The organism is Candidatus Poribacteria bacterium (genome assembly GCA_021295715.1).
Taxonomy (GTDB): domain Bacteria; phylum Poribacteria; class WGA-4E; order WGA-4E; family WGA-3G; genus WGA-3G.
In genome coordinates, this window is the sequence record JAGWBV010000124.1 from 1 (window position 1) to 8,638 (window position 8,638).

General features: G+C 47.9%; 10 protein-coding genes. 6 read left to right on the top strand and 4 right to left on the bottom strand.

All coding sequences use genetic code 11. The features are described 5' to 3' along the window. From J4G07_21060 to J4G07_21080, 5 genes are all read left to right on the top strand, one after another. Positions 1-952: transposase (locus J4G07_21060; GenBank protein MCE2416477.1), on the top strand; the 952-nt coding region annotated here is incomplete at its 5' end. Positions 953-1,330: 378 nt separating this feature from the next. Continuing rightward, positions 1,331-1,549, top strand: coding sequence for a hypothetical protein (locus J4G07_21065; protein ID MCE2416478.1), 219 nt, complete (start codon positions 1,331-1,333; stop codon positions 1,547-1,549). Between the two features lie 21 nt (positions 1,550-1,570). After that, a complete protein-coding gene (locus tag J4G07_21070; GenBank protein MCE2416479.1) occupies positions 1,571-1,798 on the top strand; it encodes a type II toxin-antitoxin system MqsA family antitoxin in 228 nt (75 codons plus the stop codon). Between the two features lie 15 nt (positions 1,799-1,813). After that, entirely contained in the window at positions 1,814-2,707 is an 894-nt protein-coding gene (locus J4G07_21075) for a DUF58 domain-containing protein (protein MCE2416480.1), read from the top strand. Next, entirely contained in the window at positions 2,704-3,855 is a 1,152-nt protein-coding gene (locus J4G07_21080; GenBank protein MCE2416481.1) for a Gfo/Idh/MocA family oxidoreductase, read from the top strand. The genes J4G07_21075 and J4G07_21080 overlap by 4 nt, the downstream gene beginning before the upstream one ends. Here J4G07_21080 and J4G07_21085 read toward each other — a convergent pair. Together J4G07_21085 and J4G07_21090 are read right to left on the bottom strand one after the other, a co-directional pair. Beyond that, positions 3,826-4,497, bottom strand: a complete 672-nt coding sequence (locus J4G07_21085; GenBank protein ID MCE2416482.1) for an SUMF1/EgtB/PvdO family nonheme iron enzyme — start codon at positions 4,495-4,497, stop codon at positions 3,826-3,828. The two genes, J4G07_21080 and J4G07_21085, sit on opposite strands and share 30 nt — an antisense overlap. Before the next feature lie 107 nt (positions 4,498-4,604). Then, positions 4,605-5,567 carry a Gfo/Idh/MocA family oxidoreductase gene (locus J4G07_21090; protein ID MCE2416483.1) on the bottom strand — a complete coding sequence of 321 codons (963 nt, stop codon included), beginning with the start codon at positions 5,565-5,567 and terminating at the stop codon, positions 4,605-4,607. Positions 5,568-6,068: 501 nt separating this feature from the next. On the opposite strand from J4G07_21090, the gene J4G07_21095 reads away from it, so the two are divergent. Then, positions 6,069-6,464 (top strand): VOC family protein, encoded by a 396-nt coding sequence (locus J4G07_21095; protein MCE2416484.1) that lies wholly within the window; start codon positions 6,069-6,071, stop codon positions 6,462-6,464. Between the two features lie 136 nt (positions 6,465-6,600). Here J4G07_21095 and J4G07_21100 read toward each other — a convergent pair whose 3' ends face one another. Next, a complete protein-coding gene (locus J4G07_21100; GenBank protein MCE2416485.1) occupies positions 6,601-6,816 on the bottom strand; it encodes a hypothetical protein in 216 nt (71 codons plus the stop codon). Next, entirely contained in the window at positions 6,817-7,896 is a 1,080-nt protein-coding gene (locus J4G07_21105) for a hypothetical protein (protein ID MCE2416486.1), read from the bottom strand. It lies immediately after the preceding gene. Between the last annotated feature and the right edge of the window lie 742 nt (positions 7,897-8,638).

Sequence of the window (8,638 nt, forward strand, 5' to 3'; positions counted from 1 at the left end):
GCTCCAACGTACCAAGCAACATTGGACATGGATCCCGCGTGATACACTTGACGAAGTGATCGTCCGTATCCACATCACGTATGACAGATTTTTTGACGGTCTCGGTGGACTGCCGAAGTTCAAACGCAAAGACCGTTATCGTTCTGCGAAGTTTCAATCGGGTTATCTGCTTGAAGCGGGTCGTGTGCGTCTCTCTATAAAAGCGTGGGAGGCACCCTCGCACTCCTTTAAGTTCCACAAGCGTTGGTTCTCGTTCCACCAGCACCGTGAATGGAAAGGAACTGTCCGCTATATCCAAATTCTTCGGGATGCGGTTGGCACATTTTGGTTGTATGTTGTCACGGATGATGCCTCGACGGAACCCTATTCTGCTACAGGTGAGAGCGTAGGAATAGATTTCGGGCTCGAGACGTATCTGACCCTGAATACCGGTGAGAAGATTCAACATCCACACCCCTTGAAACAGTCCTTGACCGAACTTCGGAAACTCAATAAAAGCCTTTCTCGTAAGGTCAAAGGTTCTCACAATTGGTGGCGTGCTGTCGGCGAACTCGCCCGTCTCTATCGCAAGATAGCCAACCAACGCAAAGACTGGCACTACAAACGTGCTACAGACCTGTGCAAAAGGTTTGATACCATCGTAACCGAGACGCTGAACCTGGACGGTATGAAACGCCTGTGGGGACGCAAAGTCTCTGACCTCGCCTTCTACGAGTTTGTTGAGATTCTGAAGTTCAAGTGTTTCAAACATAAGCGTGCGTTCCTACAAATCGGACGGTGGACACCGACAACAAAGCCTTGTTCGGAGTGCGGACATCCCAACGAAAATCTAACGCTAAAAGATAGGCAGTGGACAGGTTTCCCCGCCTGTGGTTCCCACCACGACCGAGACATCAACGCTGCGATAAACATCTTGAGGGCTGCCTTGGGTCCCTCTGTGGAGCAGATGTAAGACGTTTTCTCGAAAACCCCGGTCTCCTTTAGGCAGTGGGTGCCTTGACCTTTTGCTATCTCCTTCATCAGTTCTTAGAGCGAGAATAATCTAACTTTCCTCTATATGAGTGTATTACAACGTGAGTTTGATAAAAGTACAAGTTGGGTTTCGCTATCGTTATTGACACAGAAAGTGTCTTGAAAAACGACATATTTTTCCACATTCTGTGATTTTTTCGGCGTATTTACCGCTCTACCTAGGGGAAACACCCAAGCAAAAACACCTACAGATTTATTGTTATACCATTTAGATGTTTCACTTGTCAAGTGTGCTTTCCAAGGGTTTTCGCATTTGGGTTGATATTCAAGCAAATTTTTGTTATAATTGTGGACAAGATTGAAGACTCAACTTCTCGGATTTCTCCGACCTGTCGAAATTCCGAACCGCCTCAAAGGAGTTACTACAGATCCAGACGATAGCATGGTTGTAGAATGTGCTGTGGTCGCGGGTGCCACTCACATCGTCACAGGTGATCAGAAGCATCTGTTACCGCTTAAAAGTTATCGGAACATTCTTATTGTAAAACCGGCGGATTTCCTTGCACAGTTTAAGTAAAGTGAACGCGGAAATTAACGAATGAAGTGCGATATAGGCAGAAAAGAGGGCGCGCGTCAGCGCTATGTCTCCCGAAGTTATGGTAAAGGCGAGTCCCTCCTCGTCATCGAAGATGTGCCTACTATCCATTGTCCTAATTGTGGCGAGGGTTACATGACTGCACAGACGCTACAAGTAATTGAACGCATTAAGAAACTTCGTCAGACCGTTGCGCCAAAACGCCGCGTGTCAGTCGCCGTTTTTAAGTAATCCAATAAAAGAAATATGCAAACATCTCATAAGTACTTAGACCCCGTTGCCCTCTCTCGAATTGGCGGTATGGAACTCGTCGCAAGGCTCGTCGTTGAAGGGTTCGTCACTGGGTTGCACAAGAGTCCTTACCAAGGGTTCAGCGTGGAATTCGCAGAACACCGACAATATATGCCCGGCGATGAGATCCGTTATATCGACTGGAAAGTCTACGGGAAATCGGATCGGTATTACGTCAAAAAGTTTGAAGAGGAGACGAACCTACGCGCATATATCCTCCTTGATACGAGCGCGTCGATGAACTATAAACACACAGAGGAGGGATTGACGAAGTTTGAATACGGCTGTTATCTCGCTGCGACGCTCACGTATCTCATGCTGAAGCAGCGCGACTCTGTCGGTTTAGCACTCTTCGACACGGAGATTACGCAATACATCCCACCGAGAGGTGCCGCAACGCATCTACGAGCGATTATGTCGGCTTTAGAGAATGCCACGCCCGGTCAGGAAACCGAGTTGAGCGGTCTCTTCCACGAACTCGCCAAACGGATTGTGAGACGCGGCTTGGTGATTGTCATCTCCGATCTGCTTGATGAACCTTCGCAGGTTATCTCTGCCCTGAAACACCTGCGTCATCAGAAACATGAAGTCATCGTTTTCCACCTGCTCGATCCTGCCGAACTTACCTTCCCTTATACCGGTTCTGTTGTCTTTCGGGACATGGAAACCGGAGAAACGCTTTCAACACAAGCAGATACGCTGAAAGCGGATTATCTTGAAAAATTGAATCAGTTCATTCAAAGCTATCGTCGTGGGTGTGGCGCGAGCCAGATCGATTACGTCCAACTGGACACCGCCACGCCGTTTGATTATGCGCTGTCGGCATATCTATCAAGGAGAAAATCATGAAAACATATCGGATCGGGATTTTAGGGTGTAGAGGACGTGGGACGGCGGCAGCACGCGCATATCATGCGCATCCGCGCACAGAGATTATCGGACTCTGTGATCTGGTTCAGGAACGTCTCGACACGCTCGGCGAAGAAGTCAACGTCACCGCGCGGTTCACCGATTTAGATGAGATGATTCGGCAAATCCAACCTGACATTGTAGCGATTCCCACCGGCACGGAATTTCACTACGATCTGTGCATGCGCGTGCTGGAGCATGGGGTCAACATTGAGGTCGAAAAACCGATGTGTGTGGATCTCGTGCAGGCAGATGCTGTTATCGCCAAAGCGAAGGAAGAAGGCGCACAGGTCGCCGTCCACCATCAAGGCAGGGTTGGAGCACCTATGCAGACACTCTCACGTGCCTTTGACGCGGGCAAAATCGGTGAGTTGCGCTACATGTACGGTAGCGGGAAAGGCTACTACGGCGGCTACGGCTTGATGAACATTGGCACGCACATGCTTAACAACATGCTCCACTTCGGGGAACGTTGTCATAGTATTGCGGCACACCTGACGACGGGCGGGAAACCGATTATGCCGACAGATGTTGTGCCGTCTCCGAGCGGCATGGGGACAATCGCTGGCGAATATATCACGGCGACGCTGCAGTATGAGGGCAATGTCACCGGTACCCTGCTCCAGCATCGCTTCGACAAAATGGACACCAACGGGTATACGATGGAGCTTTACGGCACTGAAGGACGACTCTTCTGGGGGCTCGGCGGCGCGTGGTGGCTACCGACACCTCATTATGTTCCCGACGGCACACACGACCAGTGGGAACCGTTGGAACTTATCTATCCTGATCATTACGATCCCGATAGTAGCGCGTCGGAAGCGGATTACTGGTTTGTCGAGGACTATGTCAACGCCTTGGATGAAGGCAGACCCCATACGTGCAGCGGCACCGAGGGACGACACATCATTGAAATGATGATGGGTATCTTTGAATCGGCGGCGTATGGCACAAACGTTAATCTTCCACAACCTGATCGGCAACACCCGTTGTTACGGTGGCGTGAAGAATCGGGATTGGAGCCACCTGCAGAGATGCCGAGGGCATATTGGGACTGGCTAACATTGGAGTCCGAACGGATTCGTTAACACCCAGAAAATCAATTCTTTACCGCTGGCGAGGTTTCCTAACCTCGCCCTGTTTATAAGGTTCGGATTATTTCGCTGATTCTGCACAACGGAAACTATATTCGTAGAGTGTGTTTGTAGGTGAAAGCAGTAAGCGATTGGTGGCGCAGATGCCTTTGCTGTGTAAGCCCTTACGGGTAGCGTTTCAATGTCTGTGAAATTGTTTATGATCCACTCTATCTCGTTGGTACCTGCGCGTGGATTTTTGCGAGGCATGGCAAAGAAAAAATCGTCGTCAAATAGGTCAAGACACCATTCCCAAATCGGATATTTCAGATTGGCAAACCCGCCGCGCATAGCATATTCCCACTCTGTCTCTGTTGGCAGCCTCTTGCCTGCCCATTGTGCATACGCCATTGCCGAAAACCAACTTACCCACCTCACGGGTTGGTTCGCTGTCCCGCTCGGATAATCGTTGCCTTCCCAATCTTTGAGATAGTCCCCGTCGTGAAACCTATCCTCAATATGCGGTTTTTGCCACTGCTGGTTTTTTAATAGAAACTGCTGATATTCAAGATTTGTCACAGGGTGTGTGTCAATATAGAATGCGTCAACACTTCCTATTTCAAGTCTGCCAGCCGGTATCAAAATCATGTTTCTCACAAAAACTATCCTCTATTCCTCATAGGGAAATTTGCGAAAGTAGCAGCGGTGACATTCCGCGGCACGCATATAATCAAGTATCCCCTCAATATCTGCGTCACAACCTATTATTTTATTATCTGCGCGATAATTGCATTCGTCTGCAATCCCGACTCGCCTGAACACCGAATCGGTTCACCCGTCTTGAGGTGGTTGACAAAGTTCTCCACAAGCCCCGTGTGCGTGTGCGGAAACGGGGTCTGGTTCATTGCAATCTGCTCATCCGATTTTTCGAGCGTCAGGTTACCGCTATTTAACGGTGAACACCTTAAAGCCCCTTCTGTGCCGTAGACTTCAACATCGTCGATCGAAACACCGACGTTCCAGTTGACGTTCGCAACGGCATGCGCGCCACTCTTAAAACGGAGCGTAAACGCTGTAGAATCATCAACTGGAATATCCAAATGCACCGTCTCGGCGTAGCCTTGCACGGATTCAACCTCTCCCATCAGATACTGAAGAAGCGAGATGCGGTGGCTACCGAGGTCCATCAGCACCCCACCACCGCTAATTTTCGGATCCACCCGCCAACTATGCAAGTCGTGCCGATTCGGATCATAGAAGCCGGTGTGATTGATCCGCGCCAGCACCACGTCCCCGATAGTGCCCTCATCCATCAACGCCTTCATCCTCACGATATTCGGATAGAAGTTTCGGTAATAGGCGAGCATCAAGGTAACGCCAGCGTCGTGGCAGGCATCCACCATCCGTTGACATTCTTCAACTGTCATCGCCATCGGTTTCTCACAGAGGACGTGTTTGCCCGCCGCTGCCACACGGAGTGTCTGTTCGCAGTGGAGATACGGGTGCGTTGCGATGTAGATCGCATTGAGTTCGTCATCTGATAGAAGTGCGTCTATATCGGTATAGAATCGTTTCGCGCCGTGTCTCTCAGCAAAGGATTCCGCTTTCGCGCCGTCCCGTCGCATCACAGCGATGAGTTCCGAGTCATCGACGCTGTAAAGGGGCGGTCCGCCCTTATATTCAGCGACATCTCCACAACCGAGTATTCCCCATCTGAGCGTTGCCATGAAATCTATGTCCTTTTTCAATCCAGAGTGTGATCATCGCTGTTAGTATACTGTAAAGCCTCGAACGTGTCAACTATGCTTTTATGGATTTTTTATACATATCCGGGGGTGTTGTCTAAATCGGGATTTAAGGGTAGTCATTAAATGCGTCTTCAATAGGATTTCGATGGTTATGCCCTTTCAACCAACCGTTCAGAGTTTTGCGTCTCCACTGGATGTATTGCCAAGATTCCAAACGGGTTCGATTAAAAGACAAAATGGCAGCGAAATGCAGCGAAATTTCGATTCTAAACGGGTTTGATTAAAAGGGGGTGTAAAATTTTTGGCGGCGTATTGATTTTTTCAAAGAGGAAAGGAAACCATTTGTCGTCCATTGTCCCTTCAGAACGTGCGATGAATCGCACTACTACAAACCGGAGCGACTTTTCCATGAGAATCTTCTGCGTTGAATATTGGGCAGGAATCTGTTAGGATATTGTGGAAAGAAAGGGAGGCTGGACAATGACAAAAAGTACAACCCTTGAAAGGATTTATCCGTTTTTTATTGTAGAAAACCTTGCGGTGTCAATCGACTTTTACAATCGGAAACTCGGCTTTGAGACAGATATTCTCGTCCCAGAAGATGATCCATTTTTTGGAATTGTGAGTCGCGATGACGTCCGGATTCTTCTCAAACATATCACTGAAGATATTCATCCAGTTCCGAACCACACCCGGCACGAATGGGCGAGGTGGGACGCTTTCATACTAACTTCCGATCCTGACGCGTTGTTTGCTGAGTATCGATCCCGTGGATTAGAGTTCCACGAACCCCTCGCGGACACCGACGACGGTCTCCGAGCGTTTGAACTCAGGGATTATGACGGGTATGTGTTGTGTTTTGGGAAACCGCTATGAAGGGAGAATCGTCTGAATCAGGATTTACAGGATTTTAGGATTGCCAGGATACGTCCGGCGTGTTGTGTTCAAATATCACGCTACGTCTTAAGATAAAAAAGATAGGCAGGACTGCTTGCCCTGCCAATGATTAGTATTATCTTGAACGGCTGAATCTTTTCACAGCCTCATTGAGTGCTTTGATGTATGCCGCCTTCGCTTTCTCTACTTCAGATGTATGACTTCTACTTGAAACCCGAACTGCTTCCCGAACGGCCTCAATTGCCTTACGCGCTTTTTCACTATCAGTCCCACTTGCTTTGGTGGAGAACATGTAGTCAGTTTTCAGACGAGACGTTAGTTTTCCCTCCATCTACTCAAGAACCTTTTGCTCGAAATCAGGACGCGTAATTCGTCGAAACCGGTTATGCCGTAAATTCTCATAGAATATCCACGAACCTTTATTTCTGCTGGATGCGAATATACCGAACGGCGTGTCGGTCGCACAGAGGAAACTCTTCAGCGGTTCGGTGGCACTTGTCTCACCCGATAATTTACACGCTGCGATAACGATAAAATTTTCTTGGGCATCACGAAGCACAAGGTCAGTTCTGCTATGGATTGCTCCTATCTGAATCCTGCACTCTCTGAGCATAGAAAATTTAGCAAACCTTGATTCAGAGAAATACTCAACAACAGTTTCTACTACATCAAATTCTTGCAGTCGTTCCTCAATAGCCCTGCTGAAACTGTCTTCTTTCTGTTTTTCCGCGATCTTCAATGCATTCTGGAGATCGGACTTTGCACCTACAAGGTCATTTAGACCGGATTTTGCCTCGCCCCGACCGGCATAAATACTGGCGTAATCTGGATTTATACGGATTGCTAAATCGTAAGCAGAAGTAGCTTCCTCTGCTTTACCGACTTTCCAAAGCAGGCACCCTATAGAAAAGAAAACGGTAACGAAATCTGTGTCGATCCGACCTGATATAGGAGCAGTGACATTCTTGCTCTCGCCAGTTGTTTCAACAGCGGTATCTTCTGCCAGTTCAGGGTAGAGATCTATTAACTTTGGAAAGTGTTGATCTTCATAAGTTTTAATAAGCACACCGACCAATGCCATCGCTGCCGACAAAGGGTGAGTTTCATCTTCACCAACACCATAGATTAAATCGTCCATCACTGCTGAGAGTCGTTGATACTCGGTTTCCCTTATCACAAGATGGCTAAGGTCTTCATTCCGATTCACGATACCGGCTAATAGATGCAGTAAATTGACAAGCCACTGTGCAGCACTTTCTGAGGTAGGCGTAGCATCAATAAATTCTTGGGCGAAAGGTTGCGTCGATGCAAGTAACACACGCTTTGGGAGACCGTGTGCGTTTAAGACGGGTGGTCCAAAAGGCGTGAACGTTGACAATATATTCTGTGGCGTTTGCATTCCAGTTGACATCGTTTGTTACCTTCTTTTTTTGTCCTGTTAGGGATAGTGAGAATTATACATTGACCCACAACGGATTGCAAGAAAAAAGGAGAGTCAGGTAACCACCGCTAAGAAGTAAAACAACATCCAGTTTCAAAAACACAGATACCATAAGTTAATAATATTTTCACATTCGTTTTTTACGAAGGACCCACATATTACATCTTGGCAACCCATGTCACACCTACCACGATAAAACCTCCGTGAAAATTGGCGTTCTTACGGGCGTTTATCCTGAAAATCCTGATTCAGACAACAACCCTCTCCCACCCTAAATTTTCAGAGTAAGCGTTTCAGATATCTCCTACCAAAACTCTCCAAAACGCAGTCATTATCTACGTTTACAACTTTTTTGAAACCCACCCTTTTTCAGATTTTACTCTGAATACTCTGAAACGCGCCCCATTTTCTTACCCGTATGGCTGAGTCGCTACTCCGTGATAGCGACTTTGCTGATTGCTGACCGCCGACTGCCGATGGCTGATTGCCGATGGCTTATAACACATCTCCGCTTGAAAACTTACCCAAATCAGACTATAATAGACGCAAACTTGTGCTGAAGCGCATTAGCAGGAGCGGGAATGGAGACTAACGGAAACGGGAAACCTAACCAAGTAAAACACCTCGTCAAACCGCATATCCTACTGATTGGACTGGTGCTCGTCGCCTTTAATAGCTACTGGTGCCTGATGGGGACAGAGGTATGGCACTC